The sequence below is a fragment of the Erwinia sp. PsM31 genome (assembly GCF_030433775.1).
GTDB lineage: Bacteria > Pseudomonadota > Gammaproteobacteria > Enterobacterales > Enterobacteriaceae > Erwinia > Erwinia aeris.
Genome location: NZ_JARUWZ010000023.1, coordinates 1 through 19,376 on the forward strand (window position 1 = coordinate 1; position 19,376 = coordinate 19,376).

General features: G+C 52.0%; 24 protein-coding genes. 12 read left to right on the forward strand and 12 right to left on the reverse strand.

The genetic code is table 11. From position 1 onward, the window contains the following. Nucleotides 1-238: 238 nt before the first annotated feature. Nucleotides 239-544, reverse strand: a complete 306-nt coding sequence (locus QCD69_RS16205; RefSeq protein ID WP_253453769.1) for a type II toxin-antitoxin system RelE/ParE family toxin — start codon at nt 542-544, stop codon at nt 239-241. After that, entirely contained in the window at nt 544-798 is a 255-nt protein-coding gene (locus QCD69_RS16210) for a type II toxin-antitoxin system Phd/YefM family antitoxin (protein WP_253453767.1), read from the reverse strand. The genes QCD69_RS16205 and QCD69_RS16210 overlap by 1 nt, the downstream gene beginning before the upstream one ends. Before the next feature lie 209 nt (nt 799-1,007). On the opposite strand from QCD69_RS16210, the gene xthA reads away from it, so the two are divergent. Together xthA and QCD69_RS16220 are read left to right on the forward strand one after the other, a co-directional pair. Then, entirely contained in the window at nt 1,008-1,814 is an 807-nt protein-coding gene (xthA, locus tag QCD69_RS16215; protein WP_253453765.1) for an exodeoxyribonuclease III, read from the forward strand. Beyond that, nucleotides 1,814-2,212: a pyrimidine (deoxy)nucleoside triphosphate diphosphatase gene (locus QCD69_RS16220; RefSeq protein WP_253453763.1), complete on the forward strand. Its 399-nt coding sequence runs from the start codon at nt 1,814-1,816 to the stop codon at nt 2,210-2,212. The genes xthA and QCD69_RS16220 overlap by 1 nt, the downstream gene beginning before the upstream one ends. Here QCD69_RS16220 and QCD69_RS16225 read toward each other — a convergent pair. The 3 genes from QCD69_RS16225 to QCD69_RS16235 form a co-directional block, all read right to left on the reverse strand. Then, nucleotides 2,205-2,468 (reverse strand): YnjH family protein, encoded by a 264-nt coding sequence (locus QCD69_RS16225; protein WP_369894824.1) that lies wholly within the window; start codon nt 2,466-2,468, stop codon nt 2,205-2,207. The two genes, QCD69_RS16220 and QCD69_RS16225, sit on opposite strands and share 8 nt — an antisense overlap. 66 nt (nt 2,469-2,534) lie before the next feature. Beyond that, nucleotides 2,535-4,451 (reverse strand): DNA topoisomerase III, encoded by a 1,917-nt coding sequence (locus QCD69_RS16230; protein WP_301252745.1) that lies wholly within the window; start codon nt 4,449-4,451, stop codon nt 2,535-2,537. A 148-nt stretch (nt 4,452-4,599) separates the two neighbouring features. Next, complete coding sequence (locus QCD69_RS16235; protein ID WP_301252746.1) at nt 4,600-5,151, reverse strand: NAD(P)H nitroreductase; 552 nt, start codon at nt 5,149-5,151, stop codon at nt 4,600-4,602. A gap of 181 nt (nt 5,152-5,332) precedes the next feature. On the opposite strand from QCD69_RS16235, the gene sppA reads away from it, so the two are divergent. From sppA to pncA, 3 genes are all read left to right on the forward strand, one after another. Beyond that, nucleotides 5,333-7,189 (forward strand): signal peptide peptidase SppA, encoded by a 1,857-nt coding sequence (gene sppA / locus QCD69_RS16240; RefSeq protein ID WP_301252748.1) that lies wholly within the window; start codon nt 5,333-5,335, stop codon nt 7,187-7,189. Between the two features lie 81 nt (nt 7,190-7,270). Next, on the forward strand, nt 7,271-8,290 hold the full coding sequence (ansA, locus tag QCD69_RS16245; RefSeq protein ID WP_253453753.1) for an asparaginase: 1,020 nt from the start codon (nt 7,271-7,273) through the stop codon (nt 8,288-8,290). A gap of 7 nt (nt 8,291-8,297) precedes the next feature. Continuing rightward, nucleotides 8,298-8,906 carry a bifunctional nicotinamidase/pyrazinamidase gene (pncA, locus tag QCD69_RS16250; RefSeq protein WP_253453750.1) on the forward strand — a complete coding sequence of 203 codons (609 nt, stop codon included), beginning with the start codon at nt 8,298-8,300 and terminating at the stop codon, nt 8,904-8,906. A gap of 122 nt (nt 8,907-9,028) precedes the next feature. Here pncA and QCD69_RS16255 read toward each other — a convergent pair whose 3' ends face one another. Together QCD69_RS16255 and msrB are read right to left on the reverse strand one after the other, a co-directional pair. Beyond that, a complete protein-coding gene (locus tag QCD69_RS16255) occupies nt 9,029-9,304 on the reverse strand; it encodes a YeaC family protein (protein ID WP_253453748.1) in 276 nt (91 codons plus the stop codon). A 5-nt stretch (nt 9,305-9,309) separates the two neighbouring features. Continuing rightward, complete coding sequence (gene msrB, locus QCD69_RS16260; RefSeq protein WP_125287764.1) at nt 9,310-9,714, reverse strand: peptide-methionine (R)-S-oxide reductase MsrB; 405 nt, start codon at nt 9,712-9,714, stop codon at nt 9,310-9,312. Between the two features lie 335 nt (nt 9,715-10,049). Here msrB and gapA point away from each other — a divergent pair, with 335 nt between their 5' ends. Together gapA and QCD69_RS16270 are read left to right on the forward strand one after the other, a co-directional pair. After that, complete coding sequence (gapA, locus tag QCD69_RS16265) at nt 10,050-11,045, forward strand: glyceraldehyde-3-phosphate dehydrogenase (protein ID WP_199746355.1); 996 nt, start codon at nt 10,050-10,052, stop codon at nt 11,043-11,045. A 67-nt stretch (nt 11,046-11,112) separates the two neighbouring features. After that, complete coding sequence (locus QCD69_RS16270) at nt 11,113-11,991, forward strand: D-hexose-6-phosphate mutarotase (RefSeq protein ID WP_301252750.1); 879 nt, start codon at nt 11,113-11,115, stop codon at nt 11,989-11,991. Nucleotides 11,992-12,024: 33 nt separating this feature from the next. On the opposite strand, the gene QCD69_RS16275 is transcribed toward QCD69_RS16270, so the two are convergent. Both QCD69_RS16275 and QCD69_RS16280 read right to left on the reverse strand, forming a co-directional pair. Next, nucleotides 12,025-12,873 carry an aldo/keto reductase gene (locus tag QCD69_RS16275; RefSeq protein ID WP_301252801.1) on the reverse strand — a complete coding sequence of 283 codons (849 nt, stop codon included), beginning with the start codon at nt 12,871-12,873 and terminating at the stop codon, nt 12,025-12,027. Nucleotides 12,874-12,950: 77 nt separating this feature from the next. Further along, nucleotides 12,951-13,700: a MipA/OmpV family protein gene (locus QCD69_RS16280; RefSeq protein ID WP_253453742.1), complete on the reverse strand. Its 750-nt coding sequence runs from the start codon at nt 13,698-13,700 to the stop codon at nt 12,951-12,953. Between the two features lie 47 nt (nt 13,701-13,747). Between QCD69_RS16280 and QCD69_RS16285 the strand changes: the two genes are divergently transcribed. Beyond that, on the forward strand, nt 13,748-13,960 hold the full coding sequence (locus tag QCD69_RS16285) for a hypothetical protein (RefSeq protein ID WP_253453740.1): 213 nt from the start codon (nt 13,748-13,750) through the stop codon (nt 13,958-13,960). A 256-nt stretch (nt 13,961-14,216) separates the two neighbouring features. On the opposite strand, the gene QCD69_RS16290 is transcribed toward QCD69_RS16285, so the two are convergent. Beyond that, nucleotides 14,217-14,438, reverse strand: coding sequence for a DUF2188 domain-containing protein (locus QCD69_RS16290; RefSeq protein WP_301252752.1), 222 nt, complete (start codon nt 14,436-14,438; stop codon nt 14,217-14,219). A 256-nt stretch (nt 14,439-14,694) separates the two neighbouring features. Here QCD69_RS16290 and QCD69_RS16295 point away from each other — a divergent pair, with 256 nt between their 5' ends. Both QCD69_RS16295 and QCD69_RS16300 read left to right on the forward strand, forming a co-directional pair. Then, a complete protein-coding gene (locus QCD69_RS16295) occupies nt 14,695-14,955 on the forward strand; it encodes a type II toxin-antitoxin system RelE family toxin (RefSeq protein ID WP_301252753.1) in 261 nt (86 codons plus the stop codon). A 65-nt stretch (nt 14,956-15,020) separates the two neighbouring features. After that, nucleotides 15,021-15,386, forward strand: coding sequence for a helix-turn-helix domain-containing protein (locus tag QCD69_RS16300; RefSeq protein ID WP_301252754.1), 366 nt, complete (start codon nt 15,021-15,023; stop codon nt 15,384-15,386). A 61-nt stretch (nt 15,387-15,447) separates the two neighbouring features. Here QCD69_RS16300 and QCD69_RS16305 read toward each other — a convergent pair whose 3' ends face one another. After that, complete coding sequence (locus QCD69_RS16305; protein WP_301252755.1) at nt 15,448-16,503, reverse strand: GTP pyrophosphokinase; 1,056 nt, start codon at nt 16,501-16,503, stop codon at nt 15,448-15,450. A gap of 85 nt (nt 16,504-16,588) precedes the next feature. After that, nucleotides 16,589-17,200 (reverse strand): EAL domain-containing protein, encoded by a 612-nt coding sequence (locus QCD69_RS16310; RefSeq protein ID WP_301252757.1) that lies wholly within the window; start codon nt 17,198-17,200, stop codon nt 16,589-16,591. A gap of 21 nt (nt 17,201-17,221) precedes the next feature. On the opposite strand from QCD69_RS16310, the gene QCD69_RS16315 reads away from it, so the two are divergent. Together QCD69_RS16315 and QCD69_RS16320 are read left to right on the forward strand one after the other, a co-directional pair. Continuing rightward, a protein-coding gene (locus QCD69_RS16315) for an IS3 family transposase (protein WP_301252758.1) occupies nt 17,222-18,342 on the forward strand; the annotation gives its coding sequence in 2 pieces (ribosomal slippage) (nt 17,222-17,480 and nt 17,480-18,342; 1,122 coding nt in all). Nucleotides 18,343-18,509: 167 nt separating this feature from the next. Continuing rightward, the gene (locus tag QCD69_RS16320; protein ID WP_301252759.1) at nt 18,510-19,250 is read left to right on the forward strand and encodes a hypothetical protein; all 741 of its coding nucleotides are present in this window, start codon (nt 18,510-18,512) and stop codon (nt 19,248-19,250) included. Nucleotides 19,251-19,376 lie beyond the last annotated feature (126 nt).

Below are 19,376 nucleotides of genomic sequence, written 5' to 3' on the forward strand. Positions count from 1 at the left end.
CCAATGTTTAAGCACAATCTTCCAGATCCCCCACGGGGAAGGATGAGAAGCTTCGACCTCGAAGGTTTGACCCGCAGGGCACGGAACGCAGTGACGTGAATCCTTCCCGCACGATGCCAACCTCAGCACCACCATTTCAGACCTCTTTGAATCCCAATGTTTAAGCACAATCTTCCAGATCCCCCACGGGGAAGGATGAGAAGCTTCGGCCTAATCCTGTAAAGATGTATCAATAAAGTCACGGCGCGCGTTTTTTAAATGCCTTTGGCAAGCGGGATTGATGAAGAATGCCGACCACGGTCACCCCTTCAGGGTTCGGCACGAAAAAGATATAGTGTCTCTCATAAGGCCAGCTACGCACTCCCGGCCAGGTATTATCACTGGCGTCTTCGCCAATGCCGGGATTATCCGCAAGCCTTTGTATAGCAAGACGCATCCCTGTCAAATACGCCTTTGCAGTTTCACGGTTCCAGGTCTCCATTGAATAAGCTTTAATCTCTTCCACGTCCTGCTTTGCATCATCCGTAAGCGTATACTTTCCCATTACAAATCCTTCATGAGCTCATCAAATACGGCTTCGCCATCCTGAACCTGGCCGGCTTCCATCTGCGCAATCGAATGGGCCAACCTTGTGCGTAAGGCTTCCAGTTTCAGCTGTTCGATGACCTCATAATCTGCGGCAGAAACAACAACAACGGCAGGACGACCGTTACGGGTTATGCTGACTGGCTCGCGCTGTGCTTTGGTCATCAAATCACCAAACTGCGTTTTAGCCTGATTGGCGGTAAAACTTAACATAGACGTTCCTCATGGGATAAATGGTGCGGATCGAACGATTCGAGTGAAGATAGAATAACCGAAAACACGACGCCACTCTTTTTTTTGACAAACTCGCCTCTGCTCTGAAGATAAGCCTGTCTGTCGATAGAGTAAAAGCGCGTTAATGACAGCCCGCGCCCGATTCTGCTACCATCCGCACATCTTTTTTCCCGCCACCGGGTGCAGTTATGAAATTCGTCTCTTTTAATATCAACGGGCTGCGCGCCCGCCCTCATCAGCTTGCCGCGCTCGTCGAGCAGCACCAGCCGGACGTCATCGGGCTACAGGAAACCAAAGTCCACGATGACATGTTTCCGCTCGAAGAAGTCGCCAGCCTGGGCTACAACGTGTTTTACCACGGACAGAAAGGCCACTACGGCGTCGCGCTGCTGACTAAAAGCGAGCCGGTAGCGGTACGTCGCGGTTTTCCCGGTGACGATGAGGATGCGCAGCGCCGCCTGATTATGGCGGATATCGCCAGCCCAATCGGCAATATTACCGTGATCAACGGCTACTTCCCTCAGGGCGAGAGCCGCGATCATGCGACAAAATTCCCGGCAAAAGAGAAGTTTTACCGCGATCTGCAAAGCTATCTGGAGCAGGAGCACCAGCCCGGTAATCCTGTACTGATTATGGGCGATATGAATATCAGCACGACCGATCTGGATATCGGTATCGGCGAAGAGAGCCGCAAGCGCTGGCTGCGCACCGGCAAATGTTCCTTCCTGCCGGAAGAGCGGGAATGGATGGATCGCCTGCTGAACTGGGGCCTGGTCGACACCTGGCGCGCGCAGAATTCTGACATCAACGATCGCTTCTCGTGGTTCGATTACCGTTCTAAGGGCTTCGATGACAACCGGGGCCTGCGTATCGATCTGCTGCTGGCAAGCCAGCCGCTGGCCGAGCGCTGCGTAGCAACCGGCATTGATTACGATATCCGCAGCATGGAAAAGCCTTCCGACCACGCGCCCGTCTGGGCCGAATTCCGCTTCTGATGGCGGCTGAACGGCTTGACGTAGTGGCCGCGCTGATTGTACGTCAGGGGAAAATTTTGCTGGCGCAGCGCGGCCCGCATGGCGATCAGGCCGGCCTGTGGGAGTTTCCGGGCGGCAAAGTGGAGGCAGGCGAAAGCCAGCCTCAGGCGCTGCAAAGGGAACTGAAAGAGGAGCTGGGCATTGAGGCCGCTATCGGTGGCTATATCGCCAGCGAAAGCCGGGAAGTCAGCGGGCGGCAGATCCATCTGCACGCCTGGCTGGTAGAAGCCTTTACCGGTGAACCCGGGCTTAACTGTCATCAGGCGCTCGCCTGGTGTTTGCCGCAGGAAGCAATGCGTTACGAGCTGGCGCCAGCGGATATTCCCTTGCTGGCCGCCTGGCTCGCACAGATTACTTAATGGTCTGCCAAATCAGATTATTGGTGCCGTAAGATTTTTCATCGCGGCTGCACTGCAACAGCACGCCTTCCATCTTCACTACCGAGCCTTCCGTATAGCTGCGATTTTGATAGGTACAGCAGCGCAGGCACGGCGGCTGATTGTTCTGCCCCTGCGTCCACGCTTCCGGCGGCATATCCACCATCACATCGGCATTGACGCCGCCGCCCTGCGGCGGTTCCTGCTCATAATCGCCGTGGCCGGTGCTGAGATGCATGCCGCCTGCCGCATACAGCGGAGCACAAAACAGCAGCGCGACCGTGACTAAAATGCTTTTCATCGCTTAATTCCCCTTCGCTTTCGCCGCCTTACGCTGCGGCTTTTTACGGTTACCCGCCGGTGATGGAAGGCCACGGAACGCGTGCGCAGCGGGCTGCTGTCGCGCCTGATCGATCAGAGTATAGAGCGTCCCCACCAGCGGCTGCATAAAGTCCTGGTAGCGACACTGCTTCTCACTGATTTTGGTCAGCGTGGATTCCCACTGGGCGGTCATATCCGGACGCGCCGCCATTTCCGGCAGCGAGTGGATCAGCGCGCGCCCGGCGGGAGTCGCATTGATGTAACGCCCTTTCTTAATCAGGAAAGCGCGTTTAAACAGCAGTTCGATAATCCCGGCGCGCGTCGCCTCTGTTCCTAAACCATCGGTCGCACGCAGCACTTTCTTTAGATCTTTATCCTGAACAAATCGCGCGATGCCGGTCATGGCCGATAACAGCGTGGCATCGGTAAAGGCACGAGGCGGCTGAGTCTGCTTGCTGACCACCTCTCCGCTTTCGCACAATAGCTCATCGCCTTTCGCCACTACGGGCAGCGGCGTGCCGTCGTTTTCCTCGTCCCGCTCTTTGCTGCCCAGCAGCGCGCGCCAGCCCGCTTCGGCAAGAAAGCGCGCTTTAGCGATAAATTTCCCGCCCGCGATGTCCAGCTCGATCACGCATTTACGGTAAATGGCATCGGGACAGAACTGCATCAGATACTGCGTGGCGATCAGGCGATAAATATTCGCTTCGTTTTCCGTCAGCCTGACCTGCCCGCTGCGCGCCGTAGGAATAATAGCGTGGTGCGCATCCACCTTCTTATCATCCCAGCAGCGGTTGCGGCGATCGCTGTCAAAATCGGCTGGCGGCGTGAGTTCTGGCTGATGCGCATTGATGGCGTTGAGCACAGCATGCCTGCCGGCAAAATGCTCATCGGGCAGATAGCGGCTGTCCGAACGCGGATAGGTGATGAGCTTATGCGTTTCATAAAGCTTCTGACAGGTATCCAGCACCGTTTGCGCGCTCAGGCCAAAGCGCCTGGCCGCTTCTATCTGTAAAGAAGAAAGCGAGAAAGGCAGCGGCGCGGTGTCGTTCTCGCGCTTGTCGTTATAGCTGGTCACGTGCGCTGGCTGGCCGCCGATACGCGCGACTACGTGCTCGGCGAGCTGGCGATTAAGCAGCCGTCCCTCTTCATCCTGATGCGGCTCGCAGGCTTCGCTCGGCTGCCAGGTAGCGACAAAGCGCTCATCCTTCAGCGTGACGATATGCGCCTTTACCTCAAAGAAATCTTTCGGCACGAAATTCTCGATCTCTTCATCGCGCCGTACCACCAGCCCAAGCACCGGCGTCTGCACGCGCCCGACCGACAGCACGCCATCGTAACCGGCATTACGGCCCAGCAGCGTATAGGCGCGGGTCATATTGATGCCGTAAAGCCAGTCCGCCCGCGCCCGCGCCAGCGCCGATACGCACAGAGGGATAAATTCGCGGTTCTCCCGCAGACGATCTATCGCCCTTGAAACAGCCTGTGGGTTCAGATCGTTGATCAGGCAGCGCTGTACCCGCTCGCGCTTCTGCGGCGGCAGCGCCAGATAGTCCAGTACTTCGTCCACCAGCAGCTGCCCTTCTCTGTCCGGGTCGCCCGCGTGTACCACGTCGCTGGCTTTCTCCAACAGCGTTTTAATGACGTTAAGCTGCTTTGCTACGGAAGGACGCGGCTGGAGGCGCCATTTTTCCGGCACGATAGGCAGGTCGGCCAGCGACCAGCGCGCATAGCGGCTATCGTAGCTGTCGGGCTGCGCCTGCTCCAGCAGGTGACCGACGCACCAGGTCACTACATCATCGCTGCCGCAGGCGATATAGCCGTCGCCCCGACGATGCGGCTTGGGTAGAACGTCCGCAATCGCGCGAGCGAGGCTGGGTTTTTCGGCAATAAACAAACGCATCCGGCGATGGCTTCCTTCAGGGGATAACAGTGGGTAGATGGTAGCGTTTTCAACAGACGGTGATAAGCGTTTCACCGTCCGTTCGCTTATTATCCCGGCAAAATGACGGTCAGGCGACTATTCTGCCTTTTTTGAAGGTGACAATCTGTCAGAAATAGCTGACAAAAGGCGTTGTATCGGGCGGAACAAGCGTGGTGGAGGATTTCAACTGCGGCGTGCCTAAATAAAGAAAGCCGACGATTGCGTCCTGCTCGCGGCAGTTAAACGCCTCGCGCACGGCCTGATGCTCGGTCCAGGCGCCGCTGCGCCAGATGCCGTTAAAACCTTGCGCCACGGCTGCCATCTGCATCGCCATCACCGCGCAGCCGGCGGACACCACCTGTTCCCAACGCGGCACCTTATGGTGCTCTTCACAATGGGCCACCACGGTGATAATCATCGGCGCGCGAAATGGCGACTGTTTAGCCTTCTCAATCGCTTTCGGCTCCATATTGTCGTCACGCGCGGCTTTTTCCAGCAGCTGGCTGAAGCGGTCGCGTCCTTCGTTCTCTACAACAATAAAACGCCACGGTTGCAGCGTGCCGTGATCGGGCGCGCGCATCCCGGCGCGGATGATATTTTCCAGCGCTTCTCCGGCGGGCGCAGGTTCGCTTAAACGTGAGGCGGAACGACGGTTGACTACCAGATCCAGTGCGTCCATAACTTACTCCTGATAAGAATGCTGAGCAGCTGAAGCTAGCACAGGATGATGATTTGTTACAGCATTCCGCTTTTTCCTGCTGACAAGTTTGCCCCTGCTCTTTAGGATGTCACCATCCCGACCCGGCACGGGCTGGTTTCCGTCGATTTTCCGGGTTTATTATCGCGATTATGGAGAGACTATGCGCACTTTGTGGCGAGCGATCGCTGGCGTTTTTAAATGGGCCTGGCGCCTGCTGAATTTTATTCGGGAATTTATTCTTAATCTTTTCCTGGTGCTGCTGATTTTGATCTGCGCCGTGGTCTATTTTCAGTTCACCAAATCTTCCGCGCCTGTGGAAACGCAGAAAGGCGCGCTGGTGGTCGACCTTGCCGGTGTGATTGTCGACAAGCCTTCGGTCAGCAATAAGCTCAGCAAGATTGGCCGCCAGCTGCTTGGCACCAGCAGCGATCGGCTGAAAGAGAATTCGCTGTTTGACGTCGTGGACGCGATTCGCCAGGCGAAAAGCGATGCCAATATTACCGGCATGGTGCTCGATCTGCGCGATTTCGCCGGGGCCGATCAGCCCTCGCTGAGCTATATGGGCAAAGCGCTGCGCGAATTCCGCGACAGCGGCAAACAGATTTACGCCACGGGCGACAGCTACAGCCAGGCGCAATACTACCTCGCCAGCTTCGCCAATAAGATCTATCTGTCGCCGCAGGGCACGGTCGATTTACACGGTTTCGCCACCAACGGGCTTTACTACAAAACGCTGCTGGACAAGCTGAAGGTCAGCTCGCATGTTTTCCGCGTCGGCACCTATAAGTCGGCGGTAGAGCCTTTCCTGCGCGATGATATGTCGCCTGCCGCGCGTGATGCGGACAGCCGCTGGATTGGCGAGCTGTGGCAAAACTATCTTAATACTGTCGCTGCCAATCGCCAGGTAACGCCGCAGCAGCTGTTCCCGGGCGCACAGGGCGTGCTTGATGGCCTGCAGAAAGTAGGCGGCGATACCGCGCGCTATGCAAAAGATAACAAACTGGTGGATGAACTGGCTTCTCGTTCAGTCGTGGATGCGCAGCTGGGCAAAGTTTTCGGCTGGGACAAGCAGGCGCAGGACTTTAACGGCACCAGCATCTACGATTACCCGCTGAAGGACAAACCGGTGGCCAACGGCAATATTGCCGTCATCATGGCTAACGGCGCGATCATGGACGGCGAGGAAACGCCGGGCAACGTCGGCGGCGATACCACCGCGCTGGCTATTCGCAAGGCGCGCCTGGATGACAAGGTCAAGGCGATTATTCTGCGCGTCAACAGCCCTGGCGGCAGCGTCAGCGCGTCTGAAACCATTCGTGAGGAGCTGGCGGCGGCCAAAGCGGCAGGCAAGCCGGTGGTGGTGTCGATGGGCGGTATGGCGGCTTCCGGCGGCTACTGGATCTCTACGCCGGCGAATTACATTATTGCCAGCCCGAGCACGCTGACCGGCTCTATCGGTATCTTCGGGGTGATCAATACGGTTGAAAACTCGCTGGATGCGATTGGCGTCCATACCGACGGCGTGGCGACTTCGCCGCTGGCGGACGTGACGACGACCAAAGCACTGCCGTCGGAAGTGCAGCAGCTGATGCAGCTGAGCATTGAAAACGGCTATAAAAACTTCCTGGGTCTGGTAGCCAGCTCGCGGGGCAAAACGCCGGAGCAGATCGATCAAATCGCTCAGGGCCACGTCTGGACAGGCAGCGACGCCAAAAGCAATGGCCTGGTCGACGCGCTGGGCGACTTCGACGACGCGGTGGCGAAGGCGGCGGAGCTGGCGCATCTCAAGCAATACCAGCTGAACTGGTATCAGGATGAGCCTGGCTTTATGGATCTGCTGTTCAGCCAGATGGACGCATCCGCACGTGCGGCGCTGCCCGAGGCGCTGCAAGCGTATCTGCCTGCGCCAATGTATGACGTAATGGCCGCGATGAAAAATCAGCCGGGCCTGCTCGACAACCTGAACGACCCGCAGAACCGCTATGCGTTCTGCCTGACCTGTAGCCAGGTCAAATAAGCCGAAAGCAGCCCGCTGGTCGGGCTGCTTTTCCCGGTTTTTCCCCTTATACTGCCCTCTTTTTCAAGCCTGAGTAATCACATGCAAAAAAAATCCATCTATGTAGCCTATACCGGCGGCACCATCGGGATGCAGCGTTCCGAGCATGGCTATGTGCCCGTTTCTGGTCATCTGCAAAATCAGCTGGCGAAGATGCCGGAATTCCATCGTGCCGAAATGCCGGATTTTACTATTCACGAGTACCAGCCGCTGATCGACTCTTCCGATATGACGCCGCAGGACTGGCAAACGATTGCGGATGATATTCAGGCTAATTATGACAACTACGACGGTTTCGTGATCCTGCACGGCACCGATACCATGGCATTTACCGCCTCCGCGCTCTCTTTTATGCTGGAAAACCTGGCCAAGCCGGTAATTGTGACAGGGTCACAGATCCCACTGGCGGAGCTGCGTTCCGACGGTCAGCAAAACCTGCTTAATTCGCTGTTTGTCGCGGCTAACTATCCCATTAATGAAGTCGCCCTTTTCTTCAATAATCAGCTTTATCGCGGTAACCGCACCACTAAAGCCCATGCCGACGGCTTTAACGCTTTCGCCTCGCCTAACCTGGCGCCGCTACTGGAAGCGGGTATCCATATTCGTCGTCTGAACACGCCTCCGGCTCCTGGCGGCCAGGGACCGCTCATTGTGCGCTCAATTACGCCTCAGCCTGTCGGCGTCGTCACGATCTATCCGGGAATTTCTGCCGACGTGGTGAGCAACTTCCTGCGCCAGCCGGTAAAAGCGCTGATCCTGCGCTCCTACGGGGTTGGCAACGCGCCGCAGAATCCGGCTTTCCTGAAAGAGCTGCAAGAAGCTTCCGATCGCGGCATTGTCGTGGTGAACCTGACGCAATGTATGTCCGGCAAGGTAAACATGGGCGGCTATGCGACGGGGAACGCGCTGGCGCTGGCGGGCGTGGTAAGCGGCTACGATATGACCGTGGAGGCAACGCTGACCAAGCTGCACTTCCTGCTCAGCCAGAACCTTTCCAGCGATGAAGTTCGCCAGCAAATGCAGGTGAATTTGCGCGGTGAGCTGACTCCTGACGAAAAGTGAGATAAGCATGAACCAGGCCCTGATCCTGATCGATCTGCAAAATGATTTTTGCCCCGGCGGCGCGCTGGCCGTGAAGGACGGCGACAGCACCCTTGCCGTCGCTAACCAATATGCGGCAGAATTTCATCGGCTTCAGCGGCCGGTGGTGGCAACGCTGGACTGGCATCCGGCTAACCACGGCAGCTTTGCGTCAGTGTCGGGGCAGTCGGTGGGCACGCTGGGCGAACTGGACGGCCTGCCGCAAATAGGGTGGCCGGATCATTGCGTGCAGCATAGCGCAGGCGCAGAGCTGCACCCTGAGCTGGATCGGCGCTATCTGACCACACAGATTTATAAAGGCGAGCAGCCGCTTATCGACAGCTATAGCGCATTTTTCGATAACGGCCACCGCAACAAAACAAGGCTGGATAGCTGGCTGAAAAGTCGGGGCGTCACCAGCCTGACGATGATGGGCCTGGCGACGGACTACTGTGTAAAATACAGCGTGCTGGACGCGCTGGCGCTCGGTTATCAGGTTCAGGTCGTCGCCGCAGGCTGTCGGGGCGTAAACCTGTCACCGCAGGACAGTGAAATCGCGCTGGCAGAAATGGCGGCTAAAGGCGCAGTCATTATTTAAACCGCGCCGCAGACGCTGCCTCGTTCGGCGTCGCATCCATGCAGCTTTTAGTCACCATGCTAAGAGGGCCTGCTCGCCCGGTTCTCAATACGTAGCCGGGCTTTATCACGATATCAACGATGTTAGTGCAGCCTGATAGGCGTGATGTCGTCATCGATGCCAAATTCCTCTTTCAGCTGTTTCTTGCTTTTGGTCACCATCTCGCCGCCCTTGCCCACGCTCATATGCTGCGGCTCGTCGTTGTGACGCGCCTGCCATAGCATCACCAGCTGCAGGCTATTCTCTTTCTGCTCCGGTGTCAGGGCCACGCCGTCGGCCCATTTACCGGTTTCTACCGCCGTAGCCAGACGCTGATAAACCTCGGGCGTCATGGCAGCAATGATCTCATCCAGCTCCATAACGTCTATCCTTTAATCTGAGTGCCATCTTCATCGGTGAAACTTAATGAAGCGGAATTGACGCAGTAGCGCTCACCTGTCGGCTGAGGGCCGTCGGGAAAAACGTGCCCCAGATGGGCATCGCAGGTACCGCAACGGATCTCGATTCGCTGCATCCCGTGCGAGTCATCTTCCAGATAGCGGATGGCGTCATCGCTGTAGGGCTGATAAAAACTCGGCCAGCCGCAGCCGGAATCATACTTGGTGCCGGACAGAAACAGCGGCGAGTTGCAAACGAGGCAGTGATAAATCCCTTCGTGCTTGTTATGCAGCAGCTTGCCGGAGTACGGCGGCTCTGTCCCGCGCTGCTGAGTGACGTAGCGCTGCATTTCGTTTAGATCGGTTTCAGGTTTCAGTGGGCGTTCGGCCATATCAGGTATCTCTGGCAAAGTGGTCTGAAGATTTCTACATTCTAACAAATGCATAACAACGTCAGGGGATTTTTCATGCTCAGGCGGAGTCTGAAAGTAAGCAGGCAATGAAATTGTGACCTGGATCACCCTTTAAAATCCCGACCCCTTTATATTCGGGCCGAATGCCCCAAACTAAAGGTAAGACGCTCGTCGCGGAAGGCGTTTTCAGGCGATTATTCCTGCTCCAGGGTTTGATTTGTCGCAACTATTGAAGCGATTCCGCTTGACGCCTGATAAGGTTTTTGTAATTTTACAGCCAACCTTTTATTCACTAACAACAGCTGGTGGAATATATGACTATCAAAGTAGGTATCAACGGTTTTGGCCGCATCGGTCGCATCGTTTTCCGTGCTGCTCAGCAGCGTTCTGACGTAGAAATCGTTGCAATCAACGATCTGCTGGACGCCGAGTACATGGCTTACATGCTGAAGTATGACTCTACTCACGGTCGTTTCGACGGCACCGTAGAAGTTAAAGATGGCCATCTGGTTGTTAACGGCAAAACCATCCGTGTTACCGCTGAAAGAGATCCAGCTAACCTGAAGTGGGACGAAGTCGGTGTTGACGTGGTTGCCGAAGCAACAGGTATCTTCCTGACCGACGAAACCGCTCGTAAACACATCCAGGCTGGCGCGAAGAAAGTTGTTCTGACCGGTCCTTCCAAAGATGACACCCCAATGTTCGTTATGGGTGTTAACCACAAGGCGTATGCTGGCCAGGAAATCGTGTCTAACGCATCCTGCACCACCAACTGCCTGGCACCGCTGGCAAAAGTTATCAACGACAAGTTCGGCATCGTTGAAGCGCTGATGACCACCGTTCACGCTACCACCGCTACCCAGAAAACCGTTGACGGCCCGTCTCACAAAGACTGGCGCGGCGGCCGTGGCGCATCTCAGAACATCATCCCATCTTCTACCGGCGCAGCTAAAGCGGTAGGTAAAGTGATCCCTGAGCTGAACGGCAAACTGACCGGTATGGCTTTCCGCGTACCTACTCCTAACGTTTCCGTGGTTGACCTGACCGCGCGTCTGGCTAAGCCTGCTTCTTACAAAGAAATTTGTGAAGCTATCAAGGCAGCGGCTGAAGGCGAGCTGAAAGGCATCCTGGGCTATACCGAAGACGAAGTGGTTTCTACCGATTTCAACGGCGAAACCCTGACTTCCGTATTCGATGCTAAAGCCGGTATCGCACTGAGCGACACCTTTGTTAAGCTGGTTTCCTGGTACGATAACGAAACCGGTTACTCTAACAAGGTTCTGGATCTGATCGCACATATCGCAAAATAATCGCGATTAGCTGATTCTGAGGGCGACTGCGGTCGCCCTTTTTTTTCGCTGAATAACAGGAGCTCCGATGAACGAAAAACTTTTTTCGCTGCCCGTAGCCGACCAAATCACGCCCTATATTTCACTGCGCTTAATGGGCGAGCTGCCCGTAGTAGTTATCGCGCATCCGAAGGTGCGCGCGGCGGTGACGCTGCAGGGCGCGCAGCTGGTTGCCTGGCAGCCCAGCGGCGAGAAACCGGTTATCTGGCTGAGTGAGAAAACGGCGTGGACGTCCGGCAAAGCCATTCGCGGCGGCGTGCCCGTCTGCTGGCCATGGTTTGGCCCGGCCGGCGAACCGGCGCACGGCTTTGCCCGCTCGCTGCCCTGGACGCTGTCGGCGCACGACGAGAACGAAGAAAGCGTGATGCTGACGCTGACGCTGGAAAGCAGCGAGCAGACGAAAAAATTCTGGCCGCACGATTTTACGCTGTTTGCCCGTTTCCGCTTCAGCGATCGCTGTGAAATTGAGCTGGAAGCGCACGGCGACTTTGAGGCCACCGGTGCCCTGCACACTTACTTTGCCGTTGAGGATATCGCGGGCGTAGAGGTGAGCGGCCTGGGTCAGCCTTATATCGATAAGGTAAAAGAGAATGCTGAAGGCCGTGCCGAAAACGGCAGGCAAACCTATCCTGACCGCGTCGATCGCATATTTACCCAGCCGGAAGATTGCAGCACTATCCACGATACGGCGGGTAACAGGCTCATAGAGGTTTATCATCACTATCATAGTGACGTTGTCACCTGGAATCCCGGCCCGGCGCTTTCGTGCAGCATGAGCGATATGGCAAACGAAGGCTATAAAAGCATGGTATGCGTGGAAACGGCTCACGTGACGCAGCCCATGGTCAGCGCGGGCGAGTCTCCGGCCCGGCTGGCAACCACGATTAAAGTGCGTAAACGCGCTTAGTGAAGACGGCGGGCCCAATGCCCGCCTGCGGTTCTACACCACGTCCAGCGGCATTTTGCGATTGGGCGGCGGGAAAGCTTCGTTGATTAACGCCAGCTCCTCATTGCTTAACACAACTTCCAGCGCGGCGGCGTTTTCAGCCACGTGCTGCAGCGAACTGGCTTTAGGGATCGCCATCACGCCTTCTTTGCGAATAACCCAGGCCAGCAGCAGCTGCGCCGTCGTAATGCCCTTTTGTTGTGCAATATTGTTCAGAACAGGATGGGTCAGCAAATCGTGCCGCAGTCGGCCAGCCTGCGCCAAAGGGCAATAGGCCATTACCGGGATCGCATGCTGCTGGCAGTCCGGCAATAAATCATATTCAATGCCGCGCGAAGCCAGATGGTAAAGCACCTGATTAGCCGCGCAGGCGTTGCCCCCCTCTTCGGCCAACAGTTCTTTTAAGTCGCTACTGTCAAAATTTGACACGCCCCAGCGTCGAATTTTGCCTGCCTGCTGTAGCTTTTCCATCGCCGTGATGGTTTCTTCCAGCGGAACAGTGCCGCGCCAGTGGAGAAGATAAAGATCGAGATAGTCAGTTTGCAGACGACGTAAGCTGCGTTCGCAGGCTTCTACGGCATCCACTACGCCCGCGTTCCACGGATAAACTTTTGAAACCAGCCAGGCGCTGTCGCGACGGCCGCGCAGCGCTTCGCCTACCACCTCTTCCGCGCCGCCGTCCGCATACATTTCAGCGGTATCAATCAGCTTCAGCCCGTGCTCAAGGCCGGCCTGCAATGCCGCGACTTCCTGGCCTCGCTTGCTGCTTTCCTCGCCCATATACCAGGTTCCCTGGCCGATAGCCGGTACGCTCTGGTCGGAGAAAGTTACGGTTTTGGTCATCATGCCCTCCTGCACTGTTTCAGATCGCCATCATGATGCAAAAGGGCGCTGAGCGCCCTTTTATGATGCAGCCTTAATTAAAAGGTGTAGCTGATGCCGGTCCAGACGCTGACCTGAGAATCTTTGTCCACCATCGGGCTGTCTTTGACCTCGTCGCTCAGGCGCGTATAGCGACCGGCAACCGTGGCGTTCCAGCTCTGATTAATCGACCAGGCAGCCGTCAGCTCCAGGTAAGGGTTCCAGCTGTCGTCGGCCTCGTAGCTGCGCAATCCGCTACGGCGCGATTCATTCTTAGAAACGCCATAATAGTAATCGTTCTGGTTTTCGCTGCTGTAGAGCGCGCCGATGCCCGGCGTCAGGCTGAAATCGCCGAAGTGGAAGCTGTAGAGATAAGTCAGATCCCAGATATAGCCGTCGCTGTTATCCAGCATATCGCCAGCCAGCACCGTCCTGATCGTACCCCAGTCAGCCGTATGGCGATAAGCCAGGCCGCCCATCAGCGTCATATGACGCTTATCCAGCGCTTTCAGCTGTTTATTGTCGGTATCATCGGGATCGAAGTTCTGCGGCGAGCCCAACACCGTCAGCGACAGCTGATCCTGTGAATCTTTCCAGAGGTAGTAGCCCGCCGTCAGGCTGCGCACATAAAAGCTGTCGCCTTCATAGTTAATGACCGGTACCGGGTAATAACGATCGTCACCACCTTTGTAAGGGCTTTGGCTGTAAATCACCGAGGCGCCAAGCGTTAACGGATTAGCATGAGCTACGCCAGCGGTAAAACAAACGGGTAAAAGCGCGGCAAGCGCGCTAACTTTGAAATAGTTCACAATTAATTCATTCCATAAATATAACAATCAGCAGAGTGAGTTTATCAGTGTTACATCATTTGTTTAAAATTTTAAAGATTCTGCCGCACGCAGAATCAACTTTAACGCTGCCAGCGCCTGAAGATACCAGGCGTGCTTATTTACAAAATCCCGCCAGCCCGCATCAGGCAAGGGGCAGCGCTAAGATCAATTCTGACTTTGTTATTGAAATTGCATCAGAAATGCGAGGAGGTTCAGGAAATTTCCTGAATGCCAACTAAGCTTTAATCAAAGACGCTAAGTTTGAAGAGCAGAGTAACCATCTTTGTTGTGTATCCCGATTAGAAGTCAGGTTGGCATAAGGGTTGCTGTACTCATTATAAGTTCCTTCAGGGGCTTTCCCTCATTAGGCTCCTGGTACCTGTGCTAAAAACGAAAGGACGCATAAAAGAATCAATGGGAACATTTTTCTTTTAGATTAACCATTTGATTAATATTAAAAAAGAGCCTACGGCTCTTTTTGATTTATTGCTTTATCTACCCTTTAGGGGGAAACGGATCTTTGCCGTGCGAGTCTTTTGCACGGATTTGACCATCGCGTCCATGAATCAGCAATTCACTACCTTGGTTTTGTGCAATGGCACGAGCTGCATCAATCGCTTGTTGCTGTGTACCATGTACTGAGGTAGCTCTTGTATTACCTGCCCCTTTTACCGCCCACTCACCGTTATGAGGAATCACGTGCTGGTTTTTACCCATTTACTGCCCTCCAGTAATGTAAGGCTGTATTTTAACCTCATACGATTTCGAAAAACACTACATGTGGTATTTTATCAGATCAAAATCACAATATGTACGCATCACATAAACACATTTCTGCAAGTCTCTATACCCCTCATGTTCAATAATTAGCCATTGATTAGGTAATTAGAAAAACGATCTTGATATGATTAGATAGTTGATCAATAATCTAATCATCCCAAGCGGGATATGTTCTTTAAAATTTGGGGGCATAATGGTTGAAGTGGTTTGGTCTAAGCGTGCACTTAAGCACCTGGCTAAGATCGATAGCCGCTACCGGAAAGCCATTAACGAGAAGACTAAGCAGTTAGTAACCTTCCCTCTTGTGACCTTAGACATAAAAAAGTTACAAGATACCGCTAACCAGTACCGGTTACGTGTTGGTGACTACAGGGTAATCTTTGAATTGATAGATGGTGAGCCGGTAGTACTAAGGATCGAAGAAGTGACACGCAGAACATCGAAGACTTACTGATACAAGGCGGGGCAACCCGCCGATTATGCTCCATGACATTAACCGCATAGATACCCGGATAAACTATGTCAAAACAGTACATTTATGATGAAGCAGGTAAACCGCAATTTGTGGTGCTTCCTGTAGCAGAGTACGAAAAGCTTCTCTCAGACGCTGAAGGCGAATGGGAGAGTATACCTATTGAAGCTGGCCCAGATGATGACGAAACAGTACCTGGTGCCGTAGTAAACATCATGGTTGAACAGGATGTGAGTTTACAAGCTGCCTGGCGTATCCATCGTGGCTTGAGCCAATATGATGTTGCTGAGAAGTTAGGTACTACTCAGAGTGCTATCTCTCAATTAGAACGTGCGGAGAGTAAGCCACAGAAGAAGACTCGTGAACGGCTTGCGAAGCTCTATGAATGCCGTCCAGAACAGTTAGTACTTTAAGAGGAAAGGCCACCTTCACGGTGGCCTTTTTCTTAAATCTAATCTCAAAAGATAATTTTTATTAATCATTGACCGCAAATGTTCGAACTAACCTCATTGCTTCATCTTCTGGCATGAAGTGGGAATAATATTCTCTAGCTTTATCAGCTTCTTCTCCGTCCTCATCGCCAACCAACGCCCAGTTAAGAGGCTCTTTACGGCTCAAGCCATCAAAGTTTTTTATAAGCATGATGTCGCGAAGGAAACCATAGATGTTATTCTCTGGAAAATATTCATTACATACTTCAACATAATTATCAGGAATAGCATCAGCTATCAGCTTGAAATCATCAAGCTCAGAGTACTTTAATTCATCAATAACATCTTTTGTCGTTGACCCTCCCCAATCTTTAACAGGCTCTAAGTTCAAACCTATATCCTTGGTTATTTCCTGAACAAACTTAAAAAGATTTATTGAGTTGATTTCTTGAGAGAATAACTGTTCTAAATCATTATTCCTAATGGATTCTTTATATTCCTCAATGGAGTTAACAATTTCAGAGAAACCTTCGTCAGCTATTTCAAGCATACCAGAAAACAAGTTTATTTTACGCTGAATCTGTAAAGGTAAATTTGTACCAAGCTTATAATTTCGATCATGAGTTAACTCTGCCCATGCATGTTGCAACATGGTTCTAACCTGAATTTCACAGGTTAATCCAGATATATACTCGTACTCTTTCAAAGCATTTCTTTTTTCTCCAATATCACAAACATAATGGACTGATCTGTAGCCCACTTTATCAGATGAGAGCCTACCCTCATTATCTACGCTATTTTTAAAATCTATATTGAAAGTAGACTTAATGACATCACTTACTTTGCCAATATCGGACTCCAAGTATAATATAACCCTAACACCTGATATATCAGTCAACTCCTCAATTGGATTCTTATAATTTTTCCTGCCTATTTTTTCTATAACACCTTCCTTTGTTTTCGTTCTATAGCTCACTGAAAGATAATCTATTCCATTTTGCTGTAAAAGATTTTCCACAATAAATGCCACATGTTTTCCTAAAAGCTCGAATTTAGGCAAGCTTTCATCAATCCAAGTATTTAAACTAATATCTTTCATTGTTCATGTTCTTCCTGAAAACTTCGTTAAGATACCCATTCTTTAAAACACTTACATGAAGAAAGTTCAACTTTTTTTTCAGAGATTATAAAAGTGTTTGTACTTTTGAGAAGACAACTGAACGGTACAGATAACCTTGAACGCCCCATACTTCAGCTTCTTTCAAGATCTCAAGTTCGGCCTTCTCTTCTACGCCTTCAATGACGATACGGTTACAGTAACGTTTGATGTTGTTGATCAGAGTACTGAAGGTTGGCTTCTGCACTTCATGCCTATAGAAAGCCTTATCAAGTTTGATCGTGTGATAACAGCCTGTAGTAAGTGCTGCTAAGTTAGCCCGCCCTGCACCTAAATCATCAAGAAATAGATCATTACCGTTGGCGATAAGCTTTTTCAGTAGAGGTTCATTGATACCGTACTCTAACCCTTCAAAATCTTCTGAGATCTCAATACGTACCACATCGCATAACCCTTGTAGCCATTCAACTAACTCACGGTCATAAGCACATAACCTTGCCTGGTGCCGATCAACGTTCAAAGAACAGAACAATCCGTAGTCCCTAAACCAGGACGCGGCGATCTGAATCTCTGTTAGTTGCTGTATCAATAGTTGCCGCTTCTGCTCTAGCGGCATTGCCAGTATGTAGTGACCTGCTCCCCGTTGATTAATACACCCCGATGTTAGTAATGTCTTCATAAGCCACATGAGGACATCCCCATGAAGAAGCGTTTTTCCGACGAACAGATCATCAGTATTCTCCGCGAGGCTGAAGCCGGGGTTTCTGCCCGGGAACTCTGCCGTAAGCATGCTATTTCAGACGCTACTTTCTACACCTGGCGTAAGAAGTTTGGCGGCATGGAAGTCTCTGAGGTAAAGCGGCTTAAGTCACTTGAAGAGGAGAACGCCCGCCTTAAGAAGCTGCTCGCCGAAGCCATGCTGGATAAGGAGGCGCTTCAGGTGGCTCTGGGTCGAAAGTTCTGACGACAGACCAGAAGCGGGAAGCCGTGGAAGTCATGTGTGAGGTCGCCGGTCTGTCGCAACGTCGTGCCTGCAGGCTAGCAGGTTTGTCTCTTTCAACCTGCCGTTATTCAGCTCAGCGTCCGGCTGCTGACGCACAGCTATCTCTACGCATCACAGAGCTGGCGCTTGAACGCCGTCGCTTTGGTTACCGGCGGATCTGGCAGTTATTGCGTCGTGAGGGCCTTCACGTCAACCACAAGCGGGTATACCGCATTTATCACCTTAACGGCCTGAGTGTGAAGTGCAGACGACATCGTAAGGGTCTGGCGACTGAGCGGCTTCCGTTGCTTCGCCCGGATGCGCCCAATCTGACCTGGTCAATGGATTTCGTCATGGATGCACTGGCCACCGGTCGCAGGATCAAGTGCCTTACCTGCGTCGATGACTTCACAAAGGAATGCCTGACTGTCACTGTTGCCTTTGGGATTTCAGGCGTGCAGGTCACGCGTATTCTGGACAGTATTGCGCTGTTTCGCGGCTATCCGGCTACGATAAGAACTGACCAGGGGCCGGAGTTTACCTGTAGAGCACTTGACCAGTGGGCCTTTGAGCATTGCGTGGAGCTGCGGCTTATTCAGCCCGGTAAACCGACACAGAACGGATTTATTGAGAGTTTTAACGGACGCTTTCGCGATGAATGCCTGAATGAACACTGGTTTAGCGACATCAGCCATGCCAGGAAAACCATCAGTGAATGGCGTCAGGATTATAACGAATGTCGCCCGCACTCCACGCTGGATTATCAGACGCCGTCTGAATTTGCAGCGGGCTGGAGAAAGGGTAATTCTGAGAGTGAAGGATCTGACATTACTAACTGAGCCTTGTATCTAATACTGGGGGCAGGTCAGCCAATGTACATTGATGACGCTTTTAGAATTGTGCAGGAACACGGTACAAGTACGTATTCAGTACGTGAAACGCGTAGTATTATGTTTGGAGACTTAGACAACTCTCCCTTTTAACCTTTTTTAAATGGATTTGATTTATGTACTTAAAAACATACCTCAAAGCATTACTTTCTGGCTTTAACGAGATATTTGAATTATTTGGAAAAGTACAATCATTAATTGCTTTTTTATTAGCGTTGACGGCTGTATTTTACACAGCCAATTTTACCGTGTACCTTCAACCTATAAAACCGTACTATCCTCAAATTATTATTGCAGCAGCATTCATAGTGCTTTTTATCTCTGGCTACCGAGCATGGATAAAAGAACATAAAGTTAACATGGAAAGGAATTCCAAGAAAACAGAAATTAAAACAACAAGAGCGAAAAATAGGATAGTATCCTATGCCACAAATGACAAAATTCACACATTAGGAATTGTTCTTACATTCCAGGTTAGTAACTTTAACGAATATCCTATACAAGTCATGCGTTTCGACACTGCGGCTATAACTAAACAATTCGGTTTTAGAAAAACTTCTTCAAGTTTCATTCCTTCAAATAACGTTTTCCCAACTACTATTGAACCTGCAACCGTTAAGGAATTCCACTTCGACTTAGCTTATGATGTTAGATTCATGACGCTTCATGAACAACTTCAGTATATAAACGATGTAAGTGGTAAAAAATATATCACTAAGGCAAATATACTGTCTATTGAAGGGGATGAAGAAATAGAGGTAACGATTGACTTTAAGAATGATGATTTCATTTCTTTCGTTAAGGACAATAGTTATAAATTCAATCAATCAATCATCGACTCTATACTAAAAGGATAATGTGTTGCCTATATGTGTGGTTTGCAGAACACACTCTCGCTTAAGGGCCATAGGCAACACATAAAAGATTCTACTCAATACATGTGGATTTGTCACGATATTAGAGCTAGTATCAAAAATTGCCTA